This is a genomic window from Pseudomonas sp. EU05-FHT14B02, from assembly GCF_058791055.1.
On the sequence record NZ_JBYTDD010000011.1, the window covers coordinates 90076 to 116779 of the forward strand.

Sequence of the window (26704 nt, forward strand, 5' to 3'; positions counted from 1 at the left end):
CCGCCACGGCTGGCAAATCAGGGATCAACCTGGGCCATCAGCTCGGTAATCGATTCCGGCCGCTTGGCATAACGCTGTGCCAGCACCGCACAGACCATCAGTTGAATCTGGTGGAACAACATCAGCGGCAAGATCAGCAAGCCAATGGTGCTACCGGCAAACAGCACCTGCGCCATCGGCACGCCGGTCGCCAGGCTTTTCTTCGAGCCGCAGAAGAGAATGGTGATGCGATCTTCCCGGTTGAAGCCGAATGCCTTGCCCAGTACGGTCGAGGCCACCAACACTAGCGCCAGAACGATGCAGCAGACCAGCACCAGCCCAAGCAGATCCAACAACGGAATCTGCTGCCAGATGCCTTCGATCACCGCTTCGCTGAATGCGCCGTAGACCACCAGCAGAATCGAACCCTGGTCGACGAACTTCAACCAGCTCTTGTTGCGCGCCACCCAGTTGCCGATCCAGCGCCGCGCGATCTGCCCGGCAATGAACGGCAGCAGCAACTGCGCGCTGATCTTGAGGATGGCGTCGAGGGTCGAGGCGCCTTCGCCATGGACATTCAGCAGCAGGGTCACCAGCAACGGCGTGAGGAAAATCCCGAACAGGCTGGACGCCGCCGCGCTGCAAATCGCCGCCGGGATGTTGCCCCGCGCCAGCGAAGTAAAGGCAATCGCCGACTGCACCGTGGCGGGCAGCGCGCACAGGTAGAGCATGCCCATGTACAGGTCATTGCCGATCAGCGGCGACAGCAGCGGCTTGAGCGCCAGACCGAGCAACGGAAACAGCACGAACGTCAGGCTGAACACCAGCAAATGCAGGCGCCAGTGCCCGGCACCGGCAATGATCGACTCGCGGGACAGCTTGGCGCCATGCAGGAAAAACAGCAGCGCAATGGCGATGTTGGTCAGCCAGCCAAAACCGAGCGCGACCTGGCCGCTGGCGGGCAGCAGGCTGGCGAGCGTCACTACGCCGATCAGGGTCAGGGTGAAGTTGTCGGGTAACAAACGGGGGCGAGTCATGGGGGGTGATCATCCGGGGGTTGCCAGTACATGAAAGCGACTCTAACGTGCCTGATAATTACCGACTAACGCCGATGAGCCAGCTGATGCCGCCTAAAGGACATGACAAGAGTGTTCGACGCAGTATTCCCGGGCTGTCCAGCCTGCCACGACCGCTCTACGGCCGTACCGAATCGCTGCCCAATCGCGCACTGACCCGGCGCCACAGCCACCCGTGGGTGCAGCTTTCCTATGCGATTGCGGGTGTGCTCGAAATACAGACCGGCGTCGGGCGTTTCGTGGCCCCGCCGGAGCGTGCCGTGTGGATTCCGGCAGGCATGCCGCATCGGGTGTTCAGTTCGCCGCGCACGGAAATGCGCAGCCTGTACATCGATTGCAGCGTTTCGACGTGGGCACCGCCGGGCTGTCATGTACTAGGGGTCAGCGATTTGTTGCGCGAGTTGATCCGCGCCTTCAGTCAGGTTCCGGTGGAATACGATCAGGACGGGCCGCACGGCCGGTTGGCCCAGGTGATTCTGGATCAGTTGGCCGAGGCACCACAGATCGACTTGATGCTGCCGCTGCCCCAGGACAGTCGATTGCGGCAAATCGCGCAAAGCCTGGAGTCGCACCCGGAGCAACAGACCACACTCAGTCACTGGAGCGAGCAATTCGGCGTCACCGAGAAAACCCTCAGTCGCCTGTTCCTGCGCGACACCGGCCTGAGTTTTCGCGCCTGGCGCCAGCGCTTGCGCCTGCTCGGCGCCCTGACGCCACTGGAACAGGGCGAGCGAGTGACCGACGTCGCGCTGGCCTGTGGCTACGACTCGACGTCGGCGTTTATCGCCGCCTTCCGCCAGCAGTTCGGCGAAACACCGGGGGAGTTTTTTCGCTGAGCCCTGCACAAGACAACCTGTAGGAGCGAGCTTGCTCGCGAAAAACCCGAGAACGCCGCGGGGCACCTGCCAACCAACGTTATCGTTGACGACCATCGCGAGCCGGCTCGCTCCTACAGGGATTGCACATAAAGATCCCGGCGTTACTGATCGGACTTGATGCTGGTCCAGACCCGGGTACGGACCCGCTCAAGCTTTTGCGGCAATGGCTGCACGACGTACAGCGTCTTCAATGCCTCGCTGGTCGGTGTCAGGTTCGGGTTGCCGGTAATGTCCTTGTTGATCAGCGCCAGCGAGTCCTTGTTGGCATTCGGGTAACCGAGGAAGTCGCTGATCGGCGCGATGACTTTCGGGTCCAGCAGGTGGTTGAGGAACTCGTGGGCCTCGGCGACGTTCTTCGCGCTTTTCGGGATGGCGAAGGTGTCGAACCAGATCGGCGCGCCTTCTTTCGGCAGGCGCCAGTCGACGACCACGCCGTTGCCCGCCTCTTTGGCGCGATTGCCGAATTGATAGAAGCTGCCGGAGTAGCCGATGGCCACGCAGATATCGCCGTTGGCGATGTCGGTCATGTACTTGGCGGAGTTGAAATAGGTGACGTAGGGACGAACCTTGAGCATCAATGCCTTGGCTTTTTCGTCGTCATCGGGGTTCTGGCTGTTCGGATCCAGCCCCAGGTAATGCAGCGCCAGCGGCAAGATCTCCGACGGTGAGTCGAGCATCGCTACGCCACAGGCCTTGAGCTTCTCCATGTTCTCGGGCTTGAACACCAGGTCCCAGCTGTCCACCGGCGCATTTTCACCCAGCGCCGCCTTGACCTTGGCCGGGTTGAAACCGATCAGCACAGTGCCGTACATGTAGGGCACACCGTACTGGTTGCCCGGGTCGTTCTTGTCCAGCAACTTGAGCAATGCAGGGTCCTGGTGCGACCAGTTCGGCAACTTGGACTTGTCGAGTTTCTGGAACACGCCCGCCTTGATCTGGGTTTCGATGAACTGGTTAGACGGCACCACCAGGTCGTAGCCCGAGTTGCCGGTCAGCAGCTTGGCTTCCAGGGACTCGTTGGTGTCAAACGTGTCCCAGGTCACCTTGATCCCGTTGTCCTTGGCGAAATCCTTCGGCACGGACGGCAGGATGTAGTCCGCCCAGTTGTACACCCGCAATTCGCGCTGTTCGGCATGCACCGCGCTGGCCAGCAGCGACAGTCCGCAAAGGGTGGCGCCCAGTATGCGTTTCATTGAGTCCATGGATCATTTCCCCAAGTGTGGCGTGAGTTCGATGGTTTTTATGTTCTGTACACGGCAGCAGCCTTGAAAACAGCCAAGGGCAAGGAAGTGAAGCGTCTGGTTGTGGTTTACACCTTGGGTTGCCGACTCAGCCACCCGCATCTGATTCTTGCTGACGGCGTCTCCGGTTCACAGCGTGAGGCAGGCCAAAAGGAGATCAAAATGGCCAAAATACATGTCCGTTTTGATCAGCGGTGAGAGGCCTTTCACCGAGGTTAGACCAAACAGCCGATGCCCGGTCAGCCTCGTAGCTGCTTATTGCGCAACACACCAATAACAAGTTGGCGAGGCTTCGATGCGTGCTCCACTCCTGCTTGCCCTGCCCCTGCTCGGCCTGCTCAGTGCCTGTTCCGAGCCCTATGACCCGCAACCGCTGACCAGCAACGGCAGCAGCTACATGCATTCCGATGGCTACAGCTCCGACACGCACCCTAAAGCTGCTGGGCCGCTATCCATGGCCGACACCTCCGGCGCCTATTTCTATGTCGACGAACAGAGTCGCGTGGTCATCGCCGATGCCGAGCAGCACAACCAGCGCGTCGTGCATCATCAGGATGAGTCCGGTGCGTGGTCGTTCTAAGCGGTCGACAACCGGGACCTGAGCGACAAGGTCCCCCAGGGTTGTGTGAAGCCTGCCAACTCGTTCCTCAAGAACCGTAAGTGGCCATGACCGCAGAAACGGATATGTACCCCATCACCAAAGCCCTATACCCCGGACTACAAACCAAGGCGAAACTGCTTAGGCGTAATCCCGAACTGCTTGCGAAACGCCCGAATGAAATTGCTCGGCTGCCGATACCCCAATCGCTGGGCAATCCGCTCAATCGGCTGGTCCCCCGCCGTCAACCAGTGCCGCGCCAATTCCAGGCTATCGCTACGGGTGTGTTGCGTCCCAGCAGTCTGCCAGTGCCGCAACATGCTCTGATGCAAAAACCCATTGGCCCCCAGCAAAGGCTCACCGAGACTGGCCGCTGGCAGGCTCAGACACGGATGTGAACCCTCAAGCACCTCGACACCCATGCTACGCAACCACTGCCCGGCAGCCTGTTGCGGCGTCAAGTGGACCGCGATAAACACCTCGGCCGGCGCGCGCCCCAACCGTCGGGCGATGTTGCGCACCAACGTCAGGGTTGCCGCATCGAGACCAAAAAAATGCGGCATCTGGTCAACACTGCGCAAATGCAAGCGGGCCTGCCCGTCACCCTCCTCCAGTTCCGCTACTACGTAGTTGGTCACCCGCGGCAGGAAGTCAGTGAAACACGCCAGGCTCGCGCGAAGGGTCGCGGCGGAATCCAACAGAATGTTCAAACCCCGTAACGTGGTAGTCGCCATACCGTTAACCAGTTCGCAGCCAAACGACACCCCGGCGCCCGCACGCTCGCATTCATTCCACAGGCGTTCGACCAGGTGCGCGGGCACGTGCAGGTCCTGCCCTTCGAGCAACGACAGGCAGATGCCGGCCCGTTGCAGCAGTTGGTCCTGGCACAGTCCGGACTGCCGGGCATGGCTGAGAATGGTACGGGTGAAGGCGCTGGAGATGAACGGTTGGCTGGTCATGGCAAGTTACGGCGAGAAGACAGGCGTGTACTTATGCCAGCCCCTGTGATATCGATCCAATGCATTAAAAGTATCCGACAAATGCAGGAGACGCATGATGGACCTACGACAACTCCGCCACCTTGTCGCCCTGGCCGATTACCGCAACTTCGGCCGTGCCGCCGAGGCGATCAACCTTAGCCAACCCGCCTTCAGTCGCAGCATCCAGACCCTGGAGCGCGACCTCGACTGCGCGCTGGTGGAACGCAGCAGCCGCGAATTCCGTCTGACTGGCCAGGGTGAACTGGTACTGCAACATGCCCGGCGCCTGCTCGCCGGCAGCCAGGCCCTGCAAAACGAACTGACGCAATACAACGGCCTGACCGGTGGTGAGTTGCACTTCGGCTGCGGCCCGTACCCGGCCCAGGTACTGGTGCCCGAGGCGCTGGCGGAATTCATCCAGGCTCACCCGGCGATCCGCATCAGCTTCCACCAAGGCGACTGGGAGCAACTGGCGGTCTGGCTTCGCGAACAGCAGATCGAATTCCTCGTAGCCGACGCGCGGTACTTCACTGGCGACCCGCAATACCAGGTTCAGCTGTTACGCCCTCGACGTGGGCGGTTCTTTTGCCGTGTTGGTCATCCCTTGATGCAGCAACAGAACCCGTCCCTGCGCGCCCTGCTCGATTACGCGGTGGTCGGCACGCGAATACCGCCGATGATCCGCAAGATCCTCGCCGATGTGCAGGGCGAGGCGGACTTCAACCCGAGCGTGGAGTGCGCGCAATTCGATGCGATCCGCCGCGTGGTGATGCGCTCCGATGCGGTGGGTATAGCCACCATGGAGGCCTTGGCCGAACTGGTGGACCAGGGCCTGATCCGGCTGCTGGAGTTTACCGACGTGCCCCAGGAGGATCCCGGCCTGCAATTGCATTACGGCATCGTCAGCCGAGCCGGGCATTCCCTGACACCCGCCGCGCTGGCGATGGTTGAGGCTGTGCTGACGGTCGACCGACGCTTGCTGGCGTCGAACTAGGCACATCCGGAACACGCACAAATCCCTGTAGGAGCGAGCTTGCTCGCGATGGTGTATCAGTCGACACAGCGGTGAATGACACTCCATCGCGAGCAGGCTCGCTCCTGCAGGGGTAGATCACGCGCGCCGCGCCAGCGACTGCAAGGCCCGGGGCTCACCAAGGGCGCGCAGCAGGCAGTGCATCGCCTCCTCGCGGCTGCGCTCGAAGCGATAGCGCGACTCGATGTACAGCGCCAGTTTCAATGCCACGGGTTCGTCCAGGGGCAGCGGCACATGTTGCAGGCCCAGCACGTTGGCGACCCGGCTTGGCAGGCTGATGCCGAACGGCTGGCGATCGGTGATCAGCTTCGCGGCCAGGGTGCTTTGGGTGCTCATCGCCACATTTCGGCGCAGGCCTTTCAAGCCAAGCTGCAAGTCCACCGGGCTGAGCCCGTCGCGGCGGCTCGACACCTGGATCTGCGGCTGCTCCAGATACTCCTGCAGGGTGCGCGGCGGCTCCTTGAGCGCGGCGCCATAGGCGAACACATAATGGTCGGCGGGCAATGCCTGTTTGTGCAGGCCGGCAAGCCCGGCCAGCGGTTGGTCGAGGTCGATCAGGATATCCAGCTTGCCGCTGGCCAGATCCTGCAAGGCGTCGCGGCGCCGGGGCTGGAAATAACGCACCTGCCAATCGGCGTGGGGCGACTCGAGCAAGGCATCGAGCAACACCGGTTGCAGGCAATCCAGACAACTGATGCGCAGCAGTGGATTGTTCTGCCGCGCGGCGGGAATCATGCGCAAGCCATCGCGCAATGACTCCAGCGCTGCACGCACGTAGTCGGCCAGACGATGGGCGACCAGTGTCGGCGTCACCCCCAGGCGACTCTTGATGAACAGCGGGTCGCCGCACAACTCGCGCAGGCGACGCAACGCATTGCTCATGGCCGGTTGCGACAGGCACATCACCTCGGCCGCACGGGTGACGCTGCGCTGCTGATAAATCGCATCGAAGGCAAGCAACAGGTTCAAATCGAGTTGGCGTAAATCAAGCATGGTCTTGCTCCGGCAAATCGCTTAACGTCGGGCAGCCTAACCAGTGTTGCGGAACGAGCTGTGAGCCCTAAATGACAAAAAGCGATCAGCCACTACGCGATCAATCGATACCCAATGCGTTCTACGCGCCGACCCTGCTGCCGGCCATCGAAGAGTTGCTGGCCCGTGGCGTGGACCGGGACAGTATCGAGGGCCTGTTTCGTCGTAGCCTGTTCGAGTTGCGCACGCCATTCATGCGCATTCCGCTGTTCATGTCGCGGCGCTTCTGGGCGTTTGCCCTGGAGCAGACCGGCGACCCGCTGATCGGCCTGGCGTCTGGCCGGCGTTTCGTTTCCACCGCTACCAATGGCCTGACGTACTTGTTCGACGTGGCCGACTCACTGGACAGCGCCTGCCAGTATTTCGTGCGTTTCTTTCCGTTTTTCAACGGGCACTTCCAGGCGCGGATCGTGCGCGGCGACGACAGCGTCCAATTGCACCTGCTCGACCGCGGCAGTGTGAAAACCTGCGCGGCAACCGCCGATTACATTCTCATCAGCCTGTGCAGCATGTTGCGACGCAAATTCCTCGCCAGCGGCCTGGAGCGTGATCCGGTTCTGGGCGTCGGGCTGGCCGGCGCTTGCACGGCCAACGCGCAGGAACATCAACAAGCCTTTCGCGCACCGGTGCAATGGGGGCAGGCGCAGCACTCGATCCGCCTCGATCCACAGTTGTTCGTCATCCCGTTGACGCCGGGCAATCATGAACTGGAACACACGCTGATCGAGCTACTGGAGCAGACCCGACGCAACAGTGAACCAACCTTGCTGGAGCAAGTCTGCGACCATTTGATCGGCAACCTCGCCGAAGCCAACTGGCAGCAATTCTGTACCACCCAGCACATGCTCGAGCGCACCGCCGCTCGACGCTTGAAGGCGTTGGGCTGGAGTTTTTCAGAGTTGCTCGACGAATACCGTCGCTACCGGGCCGAAGATTTTTTGCAGGGAACGGACCTGGAGCTGGTGGAGATTTCCGACCGCCTGGGCTACAGCGATGTGCAAAGCTTCAATCGTGCCTGCCTGCGGTGGCTGGGGTGTGCACCGGGTGCCTGGCGAACCCGGCAAGGTCGATAAAAAACCACACGCGTTCGACCCCAATGACCACTGTCGATTGGGCGCAACCAAGGATGTGCTGGAAGGCATCATGATCGGTGACTCGTTTGCCATTCACTGCACCGGCATGATCAACATTCCGGCCAGGCCCGACAACATCACACTCATGGACTCCTGCCAACCGATCCTCGGCTACACAGCCGAGATACCCCGGTGTAGGCGACCATTGAATGGACGCCCGTTGCCGCTCACAGGCAGTTGGCTGACAAAGACAGCCTCATTGAATTTGCTATGACTCGACAGGCACTTGACCAATAGATTGTTGGACATTTTCTAACATCCGAATTGCGCGAACTGTTCGTAAGAACTGTCAGCCGTTGTGAAAAGTCGTCATTACATCGGTGACTAAGCCCTGCCCCCCCAAGCCGCTACCCCCCTTGTACTTCAAGGCTTTCGACAGAATGTCGCTTTCTTGAGACTTTCGCCGAACAGTCAAAATCGGGAGGAATGAAACCCAATAGTGGTACGACTTTGATATCAATAGCCCCACATTCGGGAACGTCTTTCCCCTTCAACCTACCGGTTTGCTGATACGGTTTGCCGAGGCTGGTCTATACCCCCTTTTGACAGTCTGGTTTTGCAACTCTCCACCGTTTCACGAGGCACGCTGATATGGACGTGAGCGTATTTGGTACGGGCTATGTTGGCCTGATACAAGCAGCTGCATTGGCCGATGTCGGACATCGCGTCCTGTGTGTCGACATCGATCCGAACAAGATCCGACAACTGCAACAGGCCGTGCCACCGATCAGTGAGCCGGGGCTTTGCGGCACCCTTGAAGAAAACATCAAGGCCGGTCGCCTGCTCTTCACCACTCAAGCCAGCGATGCGGTAGAGCACGCCGAGCTGATCTTCATCGCCGTTGGTACGCCCGCCGACGAAGACGGTTCGGCCGACCTCAGCCATGTGCTGAACGTGACTCGGCAGATTGCCAGTTTCATGAAGGCCGACCGCACCCTGATCATCAAATCCACGGTGCCGGTAGGCACGGCGGACCAGGTAAGTGCCACTGCCATTGAAGAGTTGCGGCGCGGCGGCAAAGGTTCGCTGAAGGTACGGGTGGTGTCCAACCCGGAGTTTCTCAAGGAAGGCAGTGCCCTGGCCGATTGCATGCGCCCGGACCGGATCATCATCGGAACTGCTGACGATGAAGCCCGCAGCCAGATGAGCGAGCTCTACGCACCGTTCTGCCGCAACCACGACAAATTGATGTTCATGGACAACCGCAGCGCCGAGTTGACCAAGTACGCAGCGAACGCGATGCTGGCCACGCGCATCAGTTTCATGAACGAACTGGCCAACCTCACCGAGTTACTGGGAGCAGATATAGAAGCCGTGCGCAAAGGCATCGGTTCGGACCCGCGCATCGGTTACCACTTCATCTATCCCGGTTGCGGCTTCGGCGGTTCCTGCTTCCCCAAGGACCTGCGCGCTCTGCTGCACACCGCCGAACACGCCGGAATGTCCCTGAAGTTGCTGCGTAGCGTGACCGACGTCAACGACCACCAGCGGCATATCCTGTTCAGCAAACTCAAGGCGCATTTTCCCGGTGGACTGGCTGGCAAGTCCATCGCCGTGTGGGGCCTGGCGTTCAAACCCAACACCGATGACATGCGCGAAGCACCGAGCCGCAACCTGATGGAGGCGCTCTGGGCTGAAGGTGCGAGCGTGCAAGCCTACGACCCGGAAGCCATGTCCGAATGCCGGCGTATTTACGGCTACCGCGACGACCTGCATCTGTGCGCTACCCGCGATGACACACTCGAAGACGCCGATGCCCTGGTGATCTGCACCGAGTGGAAGAACTTCCGCGTAGTGGACTTCGACAGGCTGGCAAGCAAACTGCGAAAACGGGTGATCGTGGACGGGCGCAACCTGTACAGCCCGGAACAGGCGGCGGCCGCCGGCCTGCATTACAGTGGCATCGGCTTGCGCCGCATCAAGCCCGAGGCCGTCCATCCATGAAGATTCTCGTCACCGGAGCAGCCGGCTTCATTGGTGCCCATTGCGTGCTGCGACTGTTGCGCGATGGACACCAGGTGTTCGGCCTCGACAACTTCAACAGCTACTACGATCCGCAACTCAAGCACGATCGCGTGCGTTGGGTGCAGGAGCAGACGCGCCCCTTCCCGCTCTCAATGGTTGACCTGGCCGATACAGCGGCCATCGAGGCACTGTTTGCCAGGGAAAAACCGGAGATCGTGATCCACCTCGCGGCCCAGGCCGGGGTGCGTTATTCCCTGGAAAATCCCCGGGCCTACCTGGACAGCAACTTGAGCGGGTTCCTGAACATCCTCGAAAGCTGCCGCAACCACCCGGTCAAACACTTGATCTACGCTTCCTCCAGTTCGGTGTATGGCGCCAACCAGCACACACCGTACTCGGTGCACGATGGTGTGGATCATCCACTGTCGCTGTACGCCGCGACCAAGAAGTCCAACGAATTGATGGCCCACAGTTACAGCCACCTGTTCGGTATTCCCTGCACCGGGCTGCGCTTCTTCACGGTGTACGGCCCCTGGGGACGGCCTGACATGTCGCCGATCCAGTTCGCCCGGGCCATCGCAGAAGAACGGCCACTGAAGCTGTTCAACTACGGCGAGCACCAGCGGGACTTCACCTACATCGACGACATTATCGAGAGCATCACACGCCTGATCGACCGCCCACCGCAAGCCAACGCTCAATGGGACCGCGAACAACCAGACCCGGCCACGAGCATGGCACCCTGGCGGATTTTCAACATCGGTGGCCAGCACCCGGTAGCGCTCAAGGACTATCTGGCATTGCTGGAAAAACACATGGGGCAAAAAGTCCGGGTCGAACTGCTGCCCCTGCAACCCGGCGATGTCCTCAACACCTGCGCCGATGCCAGTGAGCTGGCCCGCGCTACCGATTTCCAACCGCGTATCGAGCTGGATGAGGGACTGAGGCGCTTCGTTGCCTGGTTCCGCTCTTACTACTGATTGCGTCCCTCATGCCGCACACGCATGAACTCTGCGGAGAATTTATGTCTGAACACGAAAAAGGTGTGCCACTTAGCAATTTGCGTAGAGAAAAGCGCTTGGACCCCGAGCAGCGCATGCGCATGGATGCCGCGATCCACATGCAGGGTTGTGGTTGGATAACCGGTCGCGAAGGTGGCCGGCCATGGACCCTGTCACGCACCAACCGCATCCTGGCCTGCCTCGGCGCGCTGCTGATCCTGGTGCTGATTTCCCCGGTGCTGCTGGGGCTGGCGCTGGCCATCAAACTCACCAGCCCGGGACCGGTGATGTTCGTGCAAAAGCGTACCGGTTACCGCGGCCGCATGTTCGGCATGTACAAATTCCGCACCATGGTCGTCAACGCCGAGGAACTCAAGGAGTCCCTGCGACACCTGAACAAGCACGGCACCGACGCCATCGATTTCAAGATCGACAAGGACCCGCGCATCACCGGTATTGGCGGCTTCCTGCGGCGCACCAGTCTCGACGAGCTGCCGAACCTGTTCAACGTGGTGACTGGCGACATGCGCCTGGTAGGCCCCAGGCCGACTTCGTTCAATGCCTACCGCTACAAGAACAAACACCTTGTGCGCCTGAGCATCTACCCCGGCATGACCGGCCTGTGGCAAATCTCCGGGCGCAGCAATATCGACTTCGATCAGCGCGTTGAGCTGGATCTCACCTACATCTCCAAGCAGAGCCCGCTGCTTGATTTGAGGATTCTGTTGAAAACCCCTTTAAAAGTTTTCAGCGGTCACGGAGCGAGTTAAATGGACGGGTCAACGGCTAAAAGCCTCAGCATTGCCAGCCCGAGCGAGTCCAATCTGGCATCGACCGTGCTCGACCAGAACCTGCGGATCCTTTTCCTGACCGCCGCCAACCCCGGCGCAGGCACTACTACCAGCGCCCTGGCGCTGGCCAGTCAACTGGCGAAGATGAGCAGCGGCCTGGTGCTGCTGGTGGATGCCAGTCAGTCGGCGACCAACCTCACGCAACAATTGGGGCTGAGCAAGGAACGGGGATTTCGCGACTTATTGTTCAACACCCAGAGCCCGCCCTTGTTGCAGGACTGTGTGGTGGATGTCTCCAGCCTGCCCTTTCACGTTCTGCCATTTGGCCGCTACTCCCGTGGTAACGAACACCTGACACCCGAGCGCCTGAGCCCGCTGCTCGATCAACTCGGCATCCGGTACCGCTTCGTGGTGATCGACGGCGACGCGGTGTATTCGGCCTCCGACACCCTGGTCATCAGCACCCAGGTGGACGGCGTGATCCTGGTCGTGCGCTCGGAAGACACCCGCTGGGAGGTGGCCCAGGCCGCGGCCCAGCGCTTGAGCCAGGCGGGAGCGAAGCTGGTCGGCAGCGTGTTCAACCGACGCAAGTACTACATGCCCGAATGGCTGTACAGAAACCTGTGAGCAGTCAGACAAGGATGACGCCATGAACGCCAAGATGCTTGTCCTGCTGTTGCTGCCCCTTGCAGGTTGCTCCAGCACTTCCTCCGACGAATCCCAAAGCATGCCGGTGCAAATCCTCACGGCCCCACCGGCCAACGCCCAAGCCACCGACGTACCCAAGGTCGAGCAGACGCTGCGCCCACAGGATGTGCTGGACGTGATCTTCCACATCAGTACCAGTGGCTCGGCCGCCTATCGCGTGCAGTCCGGGGACACGATCGCGCTGAAGTTCACCGCCGCCAGCCAGCTCAACGGCAACCAGTTGGTGCTGCCCGATGGCACCATCGAACTGCCTGGGGCCAACACCACGGTGAAAATCGAAGGCCTGACCCGCGATGAAGCACGGGACGCGATTCAGCGCGCCTACGATCGCAAACAGCTGTTCCAGCCCAACCGCAATCAGCTGTCAGTGATGGTGGTGAACCCTCTGGCCAATGAGTGGAACCTCAAGTCCGTGCTCAACCACCCCGCCACCGGCATGAGCCGGGAAATCACCGTGGGCACTGACGGCTACGCCAGTTTCCCGGAAATCGGCGCCGTGCCGCTGCACGGCATGACCGTCAACCAACTGGAGGCCTATCTAAATAAACGCTACGCCACCCTGCCGGGGCGCATGACCGTGGACGTGTTGCTCAAGTCCACCGCCGGCAACGAAATCTATGTACTGGGTGAAGTCGGACAGCCGGGCGCCTATCCGATCCGCCGCCCGGTGTCGGTGCTTGAAGCCCTGACCATGGCCCGCGGTTCCAACGTCAAGGCACGCCTGGACTCGGTGATGATCATGCGGCGCAACGGCAACCAGGTGGTCGCGCATCGTTACGACGTGGAAAACGCCTTGTCCGGCGACGCCACCCAGATCGCCTACCTGCAAGCGGACGACATGCTGTACGTGCCCAAAACCAAACTGGCCAGCGCCGGTGAGCTCGCGCGGCAACTGGCGGACGTCGTGTTGTTCCAGGGCATGGGCCTCAGCTTCAGCTACCGCGTCGACAACAAAGACGACAACAGCAATTAACTCTCAGGTGGCCCATGAATCCAAAGGAAAACTACCTGCATGAGTTCTTCAGGATCTTCTTCGCCAACAAGCAGCTGGTGAAGCGAGTTTTCCTGATCTTTGCCGTGATCGCCGTGGTCTTGCCGCTGTTGCTCAAGCAGAGTTTCGATATCACCGCCCAGGTGATCGTGCAGTCCAAGAAAATCTCCCAGGGGGATGCCACCAGCACCCTCAATCAGGAAAACGCTTCCTTCATTCCACCGTCGCTGGCGGACATGGAGACCGAGAGCAACATCCTGCGTTCGCCGGCCTTGATCCGCCAGACCATCAGCGAGTTGCGCGAAAAGGGTGAGTACACGCTACCTGTGAGCGCCTTCAACAAACTGCTGGTGCAGCCGTTCAAACGGTTTGTCACCAATCCCGTTCGCGAACACGTGACCAACCCGATCCGCAACCTGCTCGGACTACAGACCGATCCGGTACGCGACACCGTGCTCGATGCCCTCACGCAGCAAGCATCCGCTGCCCTCAAGGTTGAAACTTTGCCGGGCTCCAACGTGATCTCGATCGTCTACCGCTTTCCTGACCCGGCCCAGGGCACCCGATTCGTCACCGCCCTGCTGCAAAATTACCTGGTCAGCCGCCAGGAAATGCAGTCCATCGACCTTCCGCAGAGCTTCTACGAAACCAAGAAGTTGCAGTACCAGGTGCGTCTCGATGGCCTGGAAGCCAATCGCCTGGCCTTGCTCGAAAGCATCGGTTCGTCCGACCCCAAGGAAGAAATCACGTTTCGCCTCAACGCGATCAACACCGAGGAGCAGGCGCTCAACCTGTATCAGGACCGACTGCTGCAAAGCCAGCGCTGGCTCGATTACCTGAAAACCAGCCTGGCAACCGCCAACAACGCCAGATTCAACGACTACACCTTCCCCTACACCTTCACCACCACGGTTGACAGCGTCGCTTTCGAAGACCGCGAGATCAAGCAACTGGGTGAGCAACTGACAACCCTGGTCAGCCGCTATATGGACGACTTGGCGGTCTTTCAGCCCGGCAGTGAGCCGATGCAAATGACCCGCGAGCAAATCATCCGGGCCCGTGGGCAATTCCTGAAGATTGTCAGCAACCGGATTCAGGAGCGCACCAGCGACCTGGCGACGATCAGCTCGGTCATCGAGCAGAAAACCGCGCGCATTGCCGAGTTCAAGAATCGCATCCACCAGTTGCAGGAAACACGGAGCAAGCTGCGGCAGATGGACACCGAAATCAACGCGCTGCACAAGGCGTTCGCCACCTATGCCCAGCGCTTCGCCGAAAGCAGCACTGCGCGCGCACTGGACAACGACCTGTCCAACGCACGGGTACTCAGCCCGCCGTTCGAACCGACCGAAGCGGCGTTCCCAAAGCCGATGCTGATCATTCCGTTTGGAGTATTCACCGGTTTGCTGCTGGCGATTGCCCTGGTCTATGTGCGTGAGTTCTTCGACCACCGCTTCAAGCACCCTGCGCAAATCACCCATGAACTGGGCTTGCCGGTGCTGCTGGTGATCAATGACCAAAGCACCCTGCCAAACAATCCGCACAAGAGCTGGAGCGTACCAGCCCTCGTACATTGGGTGCGCAATTGAACGCGCCGCTCGGCACCACCCACGACCTGCCGATCATTCATTTGCTCAGCAGCGGCGGCTTCTATGGGGCCGAGCGGATGCTGCTGGATCATTGCCTGGCGACGCCGGGGCAGCACCAGGTGCTGTTTCTCGATGCGCCGCCAGAACTGATCGCGCGATTTCGCGAGGCCGGTGTCGATTGCCTCGGCTGTGCAGGCCTGGTCGCGTTGCTGGGGCATTTGCGCCAGCGACGGAACCAGCGGCCACTGATCAATACGCACAACTTCAAGGGCCTGTTGTTCGGCTGGGTCGGCGCGACGCTGTTGCGCCTGCCACTGGTGATCACCCAGCACGGCTTCACCCCACGCAGTCGCAAGCAGAAGTTCTACACCTGGCTGAGCCTGCAACTGTGCCGCACGGCCTCGGTGAACCGGGTGGTGTGTGTCGCCGAAAGCATTGCCGCTCTGCACCGCCAAGCCAATGTGCGCGCGGACAAACTGCAGGTGATCCCCAACGGCCTGCCGGCAGCCCACGACTTGCTGCCGCACAGTGGCGAGCGTCAACGCTGGCTGGCCGGCTACGTCGGGCGCCTGAGTAGCGAAAAAGGCCCTGATCTGTTTCTCGATGCGCTGATCCCGTTGTGTCAGCAGTACCCGCAACTGGACGCTGTGATGCTTGGCGACGGGCCGGAGCGCGAAAGCCTGCAGACGCGGATCGACGAGGCAGGCTTGCAGGCGCGCATCACACTGCCCGGCTACCAGACCGACATGCGCGCCTGGTGGCGGCAACTCGATGCGTTGGTGATCAGCTCGCGCACTGAAGGCACGCCCATGATTCTGCTCGAAGCGATGCAGGCCGGAGTGCCGGTGGTGGCCTTCGGCGTCGGCGGGATTCCCGATGTCTTGCAGGACCGTCACAACGGCCTGCTCGCTGCACCCACCGACAGCGCTGCCCTCGCCCGCCAGATCGGCACGCTGCTGGATGACCCGGCCCTGGCCGGCGAGTTGATCGATAACGCAAAACGTACGCAACGGGATCGCTACGACCTCAAGGCCCTGGCCGAACGCTGGTCGCAGCTTTATATCCGGACTGCACGGGAGCCGCGCGAGTGATTATTCCGCTCTCGATCGTCAGTTTGCTCGGCCTGGTCTGCCTCGGTTTGCTGGCCAGCCCTTATCCGTACCTGGCGCCGGGAGCGGTGCTGGGCCTGGTGGGTGTCGCGGTGCTGTACCGCAAGCCGGCCTGGGGCCTGTTGGGCATTGTCGCCATCCTGCCTTTCGAAGGTCTGTTCAAGGACAACGCGTTGTCGGGTTCCAAGTTCCTCGGGGCTTCTCTGGCGCTGATCCTGATGTTGCAGCTGGCGATTCACCAACTGCCGGCCGAGCGCCTGCGCAGCAATATCTGGCGTTTCCTGGTCGGGTTCATGGTGCTGTACCTGCTGAGCCTGTTGAACACCGACGACATGGGCTTCTCCCTGGGCCACCTGCGCGAATTGAGCGTCGGCCTGATTCTGTTTGTCATCACCCTGCTGGTCGGGCGTGAGTTGAACCTCGAGATGTTCGCCAGACTGGTTGCCATCAGTGTCGCGATGACCTGTGCCATGGCGATGTTCTCTGCCAAATACCAGGACGACGGCCGCGCGTCCGGGACGCTCAATGACCCGAACGACTTTGCCTTAATGATCGCCTTCGCCGTGCCCATGGCGCTGTTGCTGGTGGTGCACAGCCCGAACCGGTTGCACCGGTTGTTCTGGGGGGCCTGTGCCCTCTTGCTGCTGGGCGGCATGACCAAGACTGAATCCCGTTCGGGGCTGGTGGTGTTGCTCCTCAGCCTGATGATCGGCATGTGGCACTACCGCGCGCAGTTGCCACATATTCGTCCACGCCACCTGGGCTTTGCCATGCTCGGCCTGGCGATTGTAATTCCGCTGGGGCTCTATGCGATGCCGGCCGGTTACGTGGAACGCATCCAGTCGCTGAGCATCCTCAGCTCCGGGGCCAAGAGTCAGGACCAGTCCCTGGGCCGTCGTGCCTCCTACATTGTGGTCGGCAGCGCCATGATCGCCGAGAACCCCTTGCTCGGCACCGGCCCCGGCACGTTCCCGCTGCACTACGCTACCACCGGTTATTCCAAGACCTTTGCCATGAGCGGCAAGACCGATGACCTGTACCGTCGCGCCCACAACACCTACCTGGAGATCTTCAGTGAGCTGGGTATTCCCGCCGGCCTGATGTTCGTCGGCATGCTCGCCCTGGGTTTGTACAACCTGATCCGCGCCCGCCGCGCCTGGCTATTGCGAGGAACCGGGCATCAGGCTGATCTGATGACCCACCTGAGCATGAGCTTTCTGTCGTTGACGTTGTTCCTGATGTTCCTCAGCGCACCGAATCACAAGTACCTGTGGATCATGCTCGCGTTGACCAGCGTGCTGCGTACTAAAGCCGAAGAAGCCCCGCCGACGGAGGTCAGGGCATGAACCGCATCAGCATCATCATCCCGATGTACAACGAGGCCCGGCACATCGCCCGGACCCTGCAAGCGGCACGACATGCCGCCGAGGCGGCCAACGTCGAATGCGAGTTGATCGTGGTCGACAACGGCTCCGATGACCAGGGCCCGGACATTGCCCGGCAGTTCGGTGCACAGGTGCTGGTCCTGCCCGGTCTGTTGATTGGTGCATTGCGCAATCGCGGAGCGGCGATCACCAGCGGCGAATGGCTGGCCTTTATCGATGCCGACGTCGAGATGCCAGAGAACTGGCTCAAGCTGTTGTTCGACCTCGAGTCCGACGGCCAGGCCGATGTCATTGGCCTGGACCTGCATACTCCGGCCGAAGCGCCGTGGTACGCCGACGCCTGGCAGCGCCGCACTTTGCGCCCCGATACGCAGCCGCTGCATGTCGCGCAATGGCTACCCACTTGCAACCTGCTGATGCGCCGTCGCTGGTTCGATAAGGTCGGTGGTTTCAATGAACAACTGCGCACTGGCGAGGACAAGGAAATGACCATGCGCCTGGTCGACGCCGGCGCGAAACTGCTCGCGGTCAATCAAAGCGTGGCGCTGCATTGGGGCTACGAAGGCAGTTGGCGGGAATGGATGGGCAAGGAATTATGGCGCCAGGGCAGTCATCTGCAACTGCTGCGCACCCATGGCCCGAACCTGCGCTTGCTGCGTTTTCCGTTGCTGTCGATTGCCGCCTGGGTGATCGATTTCATGGCCATTTCCGCCCTGCTCGACGGTTTCCCCCATCATTCGCTACTGATGCTGTTGCTGACCGTCCTGCCCGCCCTGGCACTGAGCCTGCGTCAGAGTGCCAGGCACCGCGACGCGCTCCTGACCCTGCAACTCTGGGGCCTGCACTGGGTCCGCCTGCACTTGGCGGGCGCCGGGTTCATCCTCAGCCTTTGTCATTGGAATGCCAGGAGGCCCGCCCGTGACTGAATTCATTTTCTGGTTATGCCTTTTGCTACCGGTTTACGCCTACCTCGGTTATCCCCTGTTTTTGACGTTGCTGGCACCGTTCTACCCGGCACCGCGCCATGGACCGGCACAACCGATGGACGTGAGCATCGTGATTGCCGCGCACAACGAAGCGCGACATATCGAAGAAAAACTGCGCACTGTGCTGGCTCAGGATTATCAGGCCCACTCACTGCAAATCATCCTCGCCAGCGACGGCTCGACCGATGACACAGTGGCCTGCGCGCGCCGGGTCGAGGACCCGCGCATCACCGTGCTCGATCTGCCCCGTCAGGGTAAGGCGGCGACACTCAATGCCGGGGTCGCGATCAGCAGCGGCGCGATCCTGGTGTTCACCGACGCCGACAACCAGTGGTCCACCGACACCCTCGGCCATTTGCTCGCGCCGCTCAACGACCCGCAAGTCGGTGGCTGCGCCGGGCACATGGTGATCCCGGTGACAGGCAAGGGCTTGAGCGTGGGCGACAGCCTGTATCGGCACTATGAAGGCTGGCTGCGCTACGTGGAAAATCGCACCGGCTGCATGGTCTCCGCCGACGGCGCATTGCTCGCCCTGCGCCGCGAGTTGTTCCAGAACGTGCCGGCGGAGGTCAACGACGACTTCTTCATCAGCACCTGCGCACCCGTCGCGTTCAAGCGGATTGTCTACGTGCCCCAGGCCCGGGTGATCGACCAGGGTGTGGACGAAGCCGACAAACAATTGCGCCGTCGTCAGCGCATCACAGTGGGAGGCCTGCAAAGCCTGGCCCAGCGCCGGGAGCTGCTGAACCCGCTGACCCACGGCCTGTATGCGATTGCCTTGATCAGCCACAAGCTGATCCGGCGGCTGGCGCCGATCCTGTTGCTGCCGTTGCTGCTGAGCAATTTCTGGCTGTGGGAGGATCACGGCTTTTATCGCCTGAGCCTGATCGCACAACTGCTCGGTTACACCATGGCCATTGCCGGCCTGCTGGATTCGCAACACCGCTTGCCCAAACCCTTTCGCCTGGCAGCGTTCCTCCTGGTGACCCTTGCCGGGATGAGCATCGGCCTGTGGCAGTTCCTGCGCGGTCAGCGTTACGCCCAATGGAACCCCGAGCAAAATCGATGAGGGGCGCGTGCCGTGGCGATCAAACAACTGTTAAAACGCACCAGTGGCTGGCTGTACCTCAACTCCCCGGTCGGGCGCAAGCAACTGCACGGCGCCGGTGTGATCCTGATGCTGCACCGGGTGCTGGCTAGCGACCAGGCCGCCGAACTGCCCCACCGCAATGAACTGTGCGTCGGATCAAAGGCGTTTGAACATTTGCTGGTGTGGTTGAAAAAACACTTCGACTGCGTGCCGCTGATGGACATTCTGCAACCGGGTGCGCGCTCGCAGCGACCGAAAGTGGCGCTGACCTTCGACGACGGCTGGCGCGACAACGCGCTGAATGCCTTCCCGCTACTGCAAAAACACCAGGTGCCGGCGAGCATCTTTCTGTCCACCGATTTCATTGGCAGCCGCCAGCGATTCTGGTGGGAAAGCATCGGCGAGACCCTGTGGAACAGCCATGGCGAACGTGCACGCCTGCACCTGATCGAATGCCTGCAGCAACTTGGGCGCCCGTTGCCGCCACTGTACGACGACCCGGATCGGCAACGCCGCAGCCTGGCGTTGCTGAATTTTTTGCAGAGCCTGAAAACTCTGTCGCCGCTGGACCTCAATCGCCTGACCGACGACTGCCCGCACGAGTCGTTGCCCCAGGCGCTGGACTGGCAGCAAGTGCACCACCTGGAAGCGTCCGGCCTGGTGCGCTTCGGCCCCCACGGGGCCAGCCACGCCATCCTCACCGGTCTCGACGATCAACGCCTGGATGAAGAGCTGAGCCGCAGTCGCGAGGCGCTGCTCCAAGGCTGCAACCAGCCATTGCCAGTTTACTGCTACCCCAATGGCGACAACGATGCGCGGGTGCGCCAACAGGTAGCCAGGCATGACTTCCCGTTTGCCCTGGGTACCGGTACCGGCATTTATCGAGGGGCCGAAGATCCACTGGCCCTGCCACGCTTCGGCGTCAGTCAGCGTACCGCGCGCAATCCAGGGTTACTGTCCTGGCGCATCTACCGTGGGGCACGCCCATGAGTGGCAACAACTACCTCAAACACCTGGCCCTGAGCATGGGCACCAAACTGGCGATGATCGCCCTGCGCTTGCTACGCAACGTGTTGCTGGCGCGAATTCTCGGCCCCAGCGAACGGGGTTTGTTTGCCTTGCTCAGCGCCCTGCCCGACCTGATCAGTGCGGCCACCAGCGGCGGCTTGAATTCAGCGGTAGGCTATCAGGCAGCCAAACAACGACCGATGGGTTTGCTGCTTAGCCAGGTGCTGCTGTACGGTTGCCTGCTGGCGGCGTTGCTGACCTTGGCGGTGGTGGCGCTGACCCGCGAATTCGGCAGTGAACTGGAGATCACCACGCAATTGGGCCTGCTCGCCTGGCTGTTGCTGCTGGCGGTACCGCTGACCGTGCTCAAAAGCGGTTTGCTGACCCTGCACAACGCCTCGGGCGGCGTGGTCGCCTTCAATGCCTTGCGCCTGATCGAGTCGCTGGCGCCGCTGCTGGTATTCCTTGCCCTGTTCTGGATGTGGAAAAGCGCGGCCCTGGAAGCGGCGTTGATCAGTTGGCTGACGGGGATCAGCCTGGTGGTACTGGCCGGTTGGGTCTGGCTCAAGCGCGAGCATCCGCTGAGCCTGCAATGGGACCGCGCCAGTCAAAACGAATTGCTGCGCTACAGCGCCCGCAGCCATCCGGACCTGCTGTTCCAGCAAGTGATCCTGCGCTCCGACTACCTGATCATCGGCACCCTGCTCGGCACCACGGCACTGGGTCACTACGCCATGGCCAGCGCAGCCGCCGAGTTGCTGCTGATCGTTCCGGAAGCAGTGACCACGCCGCTGATGAAGCGCCTGCTGCAACAGGAAGAAGGCATCGAAAAAGTCACGCCACTGGCCTTGCGCTTGACCGCTACGGTGATGATCGGCGCTTGCCTGACCATGGCAGTAGTGGGTGAATGGTTGATCGTGACGCTTTTTGGCGAGGCCTATCAGCCAGCATACCCGGCGTTGCTGGCGTTGCTGCCAGGCCTGTTGGGCCTGTGCTACGCGAGCATTCTGCGCCTGGACCTGCTGGGCAAAAACCGGCCCGGCACGATTTCGTTGTTGATGGGCCTCAGCGCGCTGCTCAACCTGGCGCTCAATGTGCTGCTGATCCCGACCTATGGCATCGTCGGCGCAGCAGCGGCGTCCTCTATCGCGTACCTGGCCGTGACCCTGGCGCTGTTGGTGGTGTATTGCCGGTTGAGCCACGTGCCGGTCTGGCAAACGTTCATCGTCCTGCCCGGCGACATCGCGCCGATGCTGCTGATGCTGCAACGGAAATCGGCATGAAACACCTGTTATTGCTGGTGAGTCTTGGACTCGGGCTGACTGCCGAAGCTGCGCCCATGCGTTGGGCCGATATCCGTGACGGCAGCCTGTACCTGCAAACGGACCGCCCCGACACCCTGACCGTGCTCTGGACCCCGGTGTGGCAGGCTGAAGCCAACGAAGAACACCTCTACTTGCTCGACGGCCAGGGCAAACTCCAGAGCGAACGACTGATTGCCGCCAATGAGCCCAGCGGTAGTCAACGCTGGAACCTGGCGCCGAGCGCCGCCAGTTATCGACTGGAAATTCCTGGCTACAGCTTCCGCCGTTATACGGTTGAGCACGACGATCACACCGTCGCACTGTTTGCCCCGGCCAAGGTGCATTTCAGCGCCGAGCCCCGGGACGGTGAGGAGTTGTATTTCAAGGTCGCGGCCGGTGAGCACGCGGTGCTGGCCGGTAAATTCCACGGCGGCGTCGGCGCGTTGCAAGCGCAGCGCGTGAGTGACGGCCAACAACTTTCACTTTCTCTAAAGCCTTACCCCGCCTATTGGCAGTTCGACAAAGTCGAGTTGCCCGTTGCAACTACCGATCAAGTCTGGCGCCTGCACCTGCGCGGCAGTGGCAAGGTCGCATTCTGGCTCGATGGCACGGCCAACCTGTTCGCCCAGAACCCGCAACAGCTCAAACCTTTGCGCGAAGACGAAGGCCAGACCCGGCTGACGCTGCACAACGACGTGCTCGGCAAGACCCCGAACCTGGGTATCGCCCTGCCCTATGCGCAACTGCCGGATTCCGGTTTCGCCGTGCTCGAAGCCCTGCAACCACAGGCCGGAACCTATTACAGTCTGGTCGACATCATGGCGACGCGGCCGCGTTACGAAGACGTGTTCCGCCGGCTGTATCAGGATCGCTTGGGCATCACTCAGGACATCACGCTGCTGGCCGGCAGACAGCGTCTGGCCTACCTGCGCGCCGACACCACCAGTAACGCCGGCCTTGCCGCCTGGCTAGCCGCCACACGCGCACTCGGCGGCAAGGGCACACACTACATCGGTTTTGCCGACGAACCGAACCTCAACTACCCGGACTACGCCAGCTACCAGCGCATCTTCAATAGCATGGCCTGGCAAGTACGCAGCAACCCGGACAACGCCAAAGCCGGCGTACGTATCGCCATGCCGGCCAGCTCCCGGTTCGTCAATGGCCCGTTCGTCGACCATGCCGCTGACAAGCGCGGCATCGACTGGGCCCGACGCTTGCTGGCCGAGTCCGGCGACAAGATCGATGCGCTGGCCTGGCACGAATGGATGGTTCGCGACCTGCTGGCGACCCGTGTCTACCGCGATAGCGTACGCAAAGCGGCAGAGCTGGTGGGGTTCGACGCCCAGGGACGACCGCGCAAAGCCTTGTTGCTGGACCAAACCAACATGTCCAGCGGGGCCAGCCTCAGCCCTTACGATCAGGAAACCCACTACGCCTCGTTATGGTGGGCCTCGGTCATCATCAATGCTTCTCAGGACGGCTTGCTCGACATGCTCGGCTGGTTCCAGGCCGCCGACGAACCTGAGTACCCCAAGGGCATGTTGCGCGTACTCGGCAAGGATGAGTTCGAGCTCAAGCCCGTGGGCCTGGCGCAGCAATTTATCCGCCAGCATTGGCTACACGATGTCATGCGTCTGGAGAACGACGCCTTCGAGGTTGACGTGCTGGCCATGTCTGCCGGGCACCAACGCAACCTGCTGGGCGTGAATAAAGGCTCACGCTTGCAGCGTGTGAGCCTGGCTGGAGCGCAATGTCCATTGCCTCACGGATCATTGCGCTATTTCGGCGCCGACAACCGCAGTCGCGACGCATCTTTCAAATGCCTGGAAGGTCTCATCAGTTTCGATTTACCAGGAGAAACCCTGTTTTCCCTCAGCTGGAGCACCTCATGAACGCCATTGATTTTTTACCGCGTGGACGATTCGTCGCGCATTGAGTCACTCCACTCACGGCCAACACCGTCAGGAGTCAAAAACATGAATGCTCTGAAAAAACTCAGCGATCACATCAAGCAAAAAGGCCTGCGCGCCACCGTCGGCAAGTTGTGGAAACACTACGTATTTTTCCACGAAGAACTGTTGTGGATGGAACGCGACCTGGTGAGCCCGGTACCGCCACACAAGCTTCGGCCCTATTCACCGCTGCGACTGGAAACCATCACCCCACAAAACGCCGTTGCGTTCACCAGGCACTTCGGTGATCGCGTGGACATCATGGTCGAGTTGGCGTCCGAAGGGTACACCGGCCACATGTACCTGGATGAAAACGGCGATACCGTGGCTTTTATCTGGGGTAGCACACGCGATTATCTCGACCGTCATTACTACGGCTGCATGTTTCCGGTGAAGCCGGGCGAGTTCTTCGAGTTCGCTCTCGAGCAGATTCCTGCCTACCGGGGCACCACGCTGTCGGTCGATTTCCAGCTGAACCTGTGGAAAGCCATGGCTGATCAGGGCTGCAACAAAGTGGTGGATATCTGCGAGGCCCACAACATTCCCGCGCTCAAGCTGCACATCCGCATGGGGTATCGCGAGCAAGGACGGATCATGAACATCTACCACCTGTTCGGCTGGCGCTTCTTCCGCGAAACCCGCTACAGCGGTTCACGCCTGAATGCCTTGCGCAAACCGGCACCCTCTCCTGTTCCAGCCGAGGCGAGCTGATCTTATGTCTGCACGATTCGAATGGCGCACGTCGCTGTGCACCCACGACTTTCCGGTAGCGGCTTACGAAGCGTTGCGCCAGCGCGTAACGGACCACACGCCATTCAACACCCTGGCCTGGCTATACGCATCGGAACTGGCACTCAAGCCCGGCGAGCAGTTGCACGTGTTGCTTGGCTGGCAGGGTGACGAACTGGCACTGTGCCTGCCGCTGGTGGCGTCCATGGAGCGCTTTGCGCGCTTGCCGTTTCGGGTCCTGCATCATTTGGGCTATCCCCTCGCCGACCGCCTCGCACTGCTGACGAGGCTGGACGATGACAATTTACGCAAGGCGCTGACGCTGATCCGTAAGCACCTGCCCCATGCCGTGCTGCAACTCAACGAACTGGCCGGTTCCACGGCCCTGGCGCAGGCCCTGGCACCGTGGCAGGCACTGAGTTCGACCGCCGAACAACGGCTCAGTTGTGAAGTGCCAGTGCACCTGATCAGCGAGGCTGACCATCAGGAAGTCTCCGGTGATCCGCGCTACAAACTGCGCCGGGCGCGCAAACGTATCGCCGCGTGTGGTGCCCTGGTGCGACGGATTATCCCTGACGCCCTGACCATGGGGCCGCTGCTGCAGGAAATCAGTGAAATCGAAGCGGTGAGCTGGAAAGGCGATGAAGGCGTCGGGATCTTTTCCGATGCGCGCCATCGCCAGTGGATGGACCGTGCCTTCACTGCCCTGGCGGCCCGAGGCCTGGTGCGCGTGGTGGTGCTGGAGCTGGAAGGACGCTGCATCAGCTATCGACTCGGTTTGTTGGAACAGGGCCGACTGTACGACTACAACCTGGCGTTCCTGCCGCAATATGCCCACCTGGGCAGCGGCCGGGTGCTGCTCGAAGAGTGGATTCGCTGGGGCCTGGAAGATAACTGGCAGTGGATCGATGCGTCGCGGGTCAGCCTGGAAAACTCCAGCCATCAACTGCACGAACGCATGACCGGGCAACTGGAACACTGGCGCTGGAGTTTTTACTCCTGGCGTCCAGGCGGTCTGGTGCTGGGGCTGGCCTTGCGGGGCTGGCAACGCGTAAAACCCCGATTGCAGCAATGGCGCGCCCGACGCGCCGCGGCCGTAGTCGTCACCACGACGTCCGGCGCGGCACCTGCTGTCAAAGCGCCTGCGCCCACGGAAAATCTCAAGGAGGGTGAACATGCCTCGGCAAGTGATAGTCAACGCTGACGACTTTGGCCTCAGTGCCTGCGAAAACGCGGTGATCCTGGGCGCGTTCCAGGCCGGGCTCATCAGCTCCGCCACCGCCATGGCGAACATGCCGGCGTTCGAAGAAGCCTGCGTCCTGGCCCAGCATCCGTTACTCGAAGGCCGAATCGGCCTGCACTTCAACCTGACCTATGGCCGTCCATTGAGCCAGAGCATTGTGCAGCGCCCGACGTTTTGCGACGGTGCCGGCGTGTTCGACCTCAACCTGCCCCGCACCCGCCTCTGGCTCGGGCGCCGGGATCGCAACGCCGTGCTCGAAGAACTCGAAGCCCAGTGGCAGCGCTGCCTGGAAAACGGCCTGCACCCCACCCACCTGGACTCCCATCAACACGTGCACAATATCTGGCCGATCGGCGAGATCGTCGCGCGCTTCGCCGCCGGCCAGGGGGTGCCGGTGCGTCTGGCACGCAATCTGGGGCAAAACCTCAGCCTTCCCAAGCGCGTGTTCAAGGACCTGTTCAACCGTCGCCTGAGCAATCTGGCCGGTGCCACCGCCGACTACGTGTGCACCCCGGTGGATCTGCGCAACGCCGAGCCGCCACCCGATGGATTGCTGGAAATCGTCGCCCACCCGAACCGGCTCGGTGCCGACTTCGGCGATGCCTACCTGGAACCGGGAGAGTCATTGAGCGCGTTGCTGGAACAGCGTTTGCCGGGTGTGCCGCGGGTGGCCTACACCGCTGCTGGCAACGCCGCACCTCACCGTGCACATACCGTTCTGGAATAGCGCCCTCACACTGAATTATCTCATTCAGCAAACCGCTACTTTCGCAGCATGGCACGCCTCGGTTCGAGATTTTCGCGCCGGGAGCAAAACCACGTTTCGATACGCTCCTGAAGGTCATTCATGCCCTGGGTATAGATCTCTGCGCGTAGCCAGGGCACCGTCAATCACACAAA

Annotated in this window: 25 protein-coding genes and 1 pseudogene; 22 read left to right on the forward strand and 4 right to left on the reverse strand. The window is 61.2% G+C overall.

What is annotated here, in order from left to right:
- Window positions 1-17 precede the first annotated feature (17 nt).
- A complete protein-coding gene (locus AC3WTM_RS12605; protein ID WP_102671429.1) occupies window positions 18-1016 on the reverse strand; it encodes a bile acid:sodium symporter family protein in 999 nt (332 codons plus the stop codon).
- 86 nt (window positions 1017-1102) lie between these two features.
- On the opposite strand from AC3WTM_RS12605, the gene AC3WTM_RS12610 reads away from it, so the two are divergent.
- Window positions 1103-1891, forward strand: a complete 789-nt coding sequence (locus tag AC3WTM_RS12610) for an AraC family transcriptional regulator (protein WP_102671445.1) — start codon at window positions 1103-1105, stop codon at window positions 1889-1891.
- Window positions 1892-2034: 143 nt separating this feature from the next.
- On the opposite strand, the gene AC3WTM_RS12615 is transcribed toward AC3WTM_RS12610, so the two are convergent.
- Entirely contained in the window at window positions 2035-3135 is a 1101-nt protein-coding gene (locus AC3WTM_RS12615; RefSeq protein WP_102671428.1) for a polyamine ABC transporter substrate-binding protein, read from the reverse strand.
- Between the two features lie 15 nt (window positions 3136-3150).
- Between AC3WTM_RS12615 and AC3WTM_RS12620 the strand changes: the two genes are divergently transcribed.
- Both AC3WTM_RS12620 and AC3WTM_RS12625 read left to right on the forward strand, forming a co-directional pair.
- Window positions 3151-3372 (forward strand): hypothetical protein, encoded by a 222-nt coding sequence (locus AC3WTM_RS12620; protein WP_102671427.1) that lies wholly within the window; start codon window positions 3151-3153, stop codon window positions 3370-3372.
- 97 nt (window positions 3373-3469) lie between these two features.
- Window positions 3470-3754, forward strand: coding sequence for a hypothetical protein (locus AC3WTM_RS12625; RefSeq protein ID WP_102671426.1), 285 nt, complete (start codon window positions 3470-3472; stop codon window positions 3752-3754).
- Between the two features lie 137 nt (window positions 3755-3891).
- Here the strand turns inward: AC3WTM_RS12625 and AC3WTM_RS12630 are convergent, their stop codons facing one another.
- Window positions 3892-4731 (reverse strand): AraC family transcriptional regulator, encoded by an 840-nt coding sequence (locus AC3WTM_RS12630; RefSeq protein ID WP_102671425.1) that lies wholly within the window; start codon window positions 4729-4731, stop codon window positions 3892-3894.
- Between the two features lie 97 nt (window positions 4732-4828).
- Here AC3WTM_RS12630 and AC3WTM_RS12635 point away from each other — a divergent pair, with 97 nt between their 5' ends.
- The gene (locus AC3WTM_RS12635) at window positions 4829-5746 is read left to right on the forward strand and encodes a LysR family transcriptional regulator (protein WP_102671424.1); all 918 of its coding nucleotides are present in this window, start codon (window positions 4829-4831) and stop codon (window positions 5744-5746) included.
- A gap of 117 nt (window positions 5747-5863) precedes the next feature.
- On the opposite strand, the gene AC3WTM_RS12640 is transcribed toward AC3WTM_RS12635, so the two are convergent.
- The gene (locus tag AC3WTM_RS12640; RefSeq protein ID WP_102671423.1) at window positions 5864-6778 is read right to left on the reverse strand and encodes a LysR family transcriptional regulator; all 915 of its coding nucleotides are present in this window, start codon (window positions 6776-6778) and stop codon (window positions 5864-5866) included.
- A 71-nt stretch (window positions 6779-6849) separates the two neighbouring features.
- Here AC3WTM_RS12640 and AC3WTM_RS12645 point away from each other — a divergent pair, with 71 nt between their 5' ends.
- The 18 genes and pseudogenes from AC3WTM_RS12645 to AC3WTM_RS12730 form a co-directional block, all read left to right on the forward strand.
- Window positions 6850-7890, forward strand: a complete 1041-nt coding sequence (locus tag AC3WTM_RS12645) for an AraC family transcriptional regulator (protein WP_102671422.1) — start codon at window positions 6850-6852, stop codon at window positions 7888-7890.
- 651 nt (window positions 7891-8541) lie between these two features.
- Window positions 8542-9894 carry a UDP-glucose dehydrogenase family protein gene (locus tag AC3WTM_RS12650; protein ID WP_102671420.1) on the forward strand — a complete coding sequence of 451 codons (1353 nt, stop codon included), beginning with the start codon at window positions 8542-8544 and terminating at the stop codon, window positions 9892-9894.
- Entirely contained in the window at window positions 9891-10895 is a 1005-nt protein-coding gene (locus tag AC3WTM_RS12655) for an NAD-dependent epimerase (protein ID WP_102671419.1), read from the forward strand. Before AC3WTM_RS12650 ends, AC3WTM_RS12655 begins: the two co-directional genes overlap by 4 nt.
- A 44-nt stretch (window positions 10896-10939) precedes the next feature.
- Window positions 10940-11686: a sugar transferase gene (locus AC3WTM_RS12660; RefSeq protein WP_102671418.1), complete on the forward strand. Its 747-nt coding sequence runs from the start codon at window positions 10940-10942 to the stop codon at window positions 11684-11686.
- Entirely contained in the window at window positions 11687-12334 is a 648-nt protein-coding gene (locus AC3WTM_RS12665) for a CpsD/CapB family tyrosine-protein kinase (protein ID WP_102671417.1), read from the forward strand. It abuts the gene before it with no gap.
- A gap of 22 nt (window positions 12335-12356) precedes the next feature.
- Window positions 12357-13388, forward strand: coding sequence for a polysaccharide biosynthesis/export family protein (locus tag AC3WTM_RS12670; RefSeq protein WP_102671416.1), 1032 nt, complete (start codon window positions 12357-12359; stop codon window positions 13386-13388).
- A 14-nt stretch (window positions 13389-13402) separates the two neighbouring features.
- Window positions 13403-14995 carry a GumC family protein gene (locus tag AC3WTM_RS12675; protein ID WP_102671415.1) on the forward strand — a complete coding sequence of 531 codons (1593 nt, stop codon included), beginning with the start codon at window positions 13403-13405 and terminating at the stop codon, window positions 14993-14995.
- Complete coding sequence (locus AC3WTM_RS12680) at window positions 14992-16086, forward strand: glycosyltransferase family 4 protein (RefSeq protein WP_102671444.1); 1095 nt, start codon at window positions 14992-14994, stop codon at window positions 16084-16086. Before AC3WTM_RS12675 ends, AC3WTM_RS12680 begins: the two co-directional genes overlap by 4 nt.
- Window positions 16083-17450, forward strand: a complete 1368-nt coding sequence (locus tag AC3WTM_RS12685; protein ID WP_102671414.1) for an O-antigen ligase family protein — start codon at window positions 16083-16085, stop codon at window positions 17448-17450. The genes AC3WTM_RS12680 and AC3WTM_RS12685 overlap by 4 nt, the downstream gene beginning before the upstream one ends.
- A complete protein-coding gene (locus tag AC3WTM_RS12690) occupies window positions 17447-18415 on the forward strand; it encodes a glycosyltransferase (protein WP_102671413.1) in 969 nt (322 codons plus the stop codon). The genes AC3WTM_RS12685 and AC3WTM_RS12690 overlap by 4 nt, the downstream gene beginning before the upstream one ends.
- Window positions 18408-19544, forward strand: a complete 1137-nt coding sequence (locus AC3WTM_RS12695) for a glycosyltransferase family 2 protein (RefSeq protein WP_102671412.1) — start codon at window positions 18408-18410, stop codon at window positions 19542-19544. Before AC3WTM_RS12690 ends, AC3WTM_RS12695 begins: the two co-directional genes overlap by 8 nt.
- Window positions 19545-19556: 12 nt before the next feature.
- On the forward strand, window positions 19557-20555 hold the full coding sequence (locus AC3WTM_RS12700) for a polysaccharide deacetylase family protein (RefSeq protein ID WP_102671411.1): 999 nt from the start codon (window positions 19557-19559) through the stop codon (window positions 20553-20555).
- Window positions 20552-21856 (forward strand): lipopolysaccharide biosynthesis protein, encoded by a 1305-nt coding sequence (locus AC3WTM_RS12705; RefSeq protein WP_102671410.1) that lies wholly within the window; start codon window positions 20552-20554, stop codon window positions 21854-21856. Before AC3WTM_RS12700 ends, AC3WTM_RS12705 begins: the two co-directional genes overlap by 4 nt.
- Window positions 21853-23772: a hypothetical protein gene (locus AC3WTM_RS12710; RefSeq protein ID WP_102671409.1), complete on the forward strand. Its 1920-nt coding sequence runs from the start codon at window positions 21853-21855 to the stop codon at window positions 23770-23772. The genes AC3WTM_RS12705 and AC3WTM_RS12710 overlap by 4 nt, the downstream gene beginning before the upstream one ends.
- 84 nt (window positions 23773-23856) lie before the next feature.
- Complete coding sequence (locus AC3WTM_RS12715) at window positions 23857-24543, forward strand: N-acetyltransferase (protein ID WP_102671408.1); 687 nt, start codon at window positions 23857-23859, stop codon at window positions 24541-24543.
- 4 nt (window positions 24544-24547) lie between these two features.
- Window positions 24548-25765 carry a GNAT family N-acetyltransferase gene (locus AC3WTM_RS12720; protein ID WP_102671407.1) on the forward strand — a complete coding sequence of 406 codons (1218 nt, stop codon included), beginning with the start codon at window positions 24548-24550 and terminating at the stop codon, window positions 25763-25765.
- Complete coding sequence (locus AC3WTM_RS12725) at window positions 25737-26531, forward strand: ChbG/HpnK family deacetylase (protein ID WP_102671406.1); 795 nt, start codon at window positions 25737-25739, stop codon at window positions 26529-26531. The genes AC3WTM_RS12720 and AC3WTM_RS12725 overlap by 29 nt, the downstream gene beginning before the upstream one ends.
- Window positions 26532-26593: 62 nt before the next feature.
- Window positions 26594-26680 (forward strand): annotated as a pseudogene (locus AC3WTM_RS12730) (addiction module antidote protein); the annotation flags it as partial.
- Window positions 26681-26704 lie beyond the last annotated feature (24 nt).